The 205-nt window shown below is 53.7% G+C and carries 1 pseudogene; it reads right to left on the bottom strand.

What is annotated here, in order from left to right:
- Window positions 1-205 (bottom strand): annotated as a pseudogene (locus FDX22_RS15330) (rod shape-determining protein RodA); the annotation flags it as partial.

Raw genomic sequence — 205 nt, forward strand, 5'->3', positions numbered from 1 at the left:
TACGGCGCCCAACCTTCATAGACTCTGGGAGGAATTTGCGCCATCACCACCATGATGACCAGCCCCATAGCGATCTGGCCGACCTTACGTTCCATCATGCCAATATCCTGGCCGCTGGCGCTCCAGATGACCAGCGAGCTGTAGACCAGCAGAGCCAGCAAGATAAGCAACATTGTGGGATCGATATGAATTTTGTCCCAGAATG

Origin of the sequence: Citrobacter sp. TBCS-14 (assembly GCF_005280805.1) — a bacterium.
Lineage (GTDB): Bacteria > Pseudomonadota > Gammaproteobacteria > Enterobacterales > Enterobacteriaceae > Citrobacter > Citrobacter gillenii.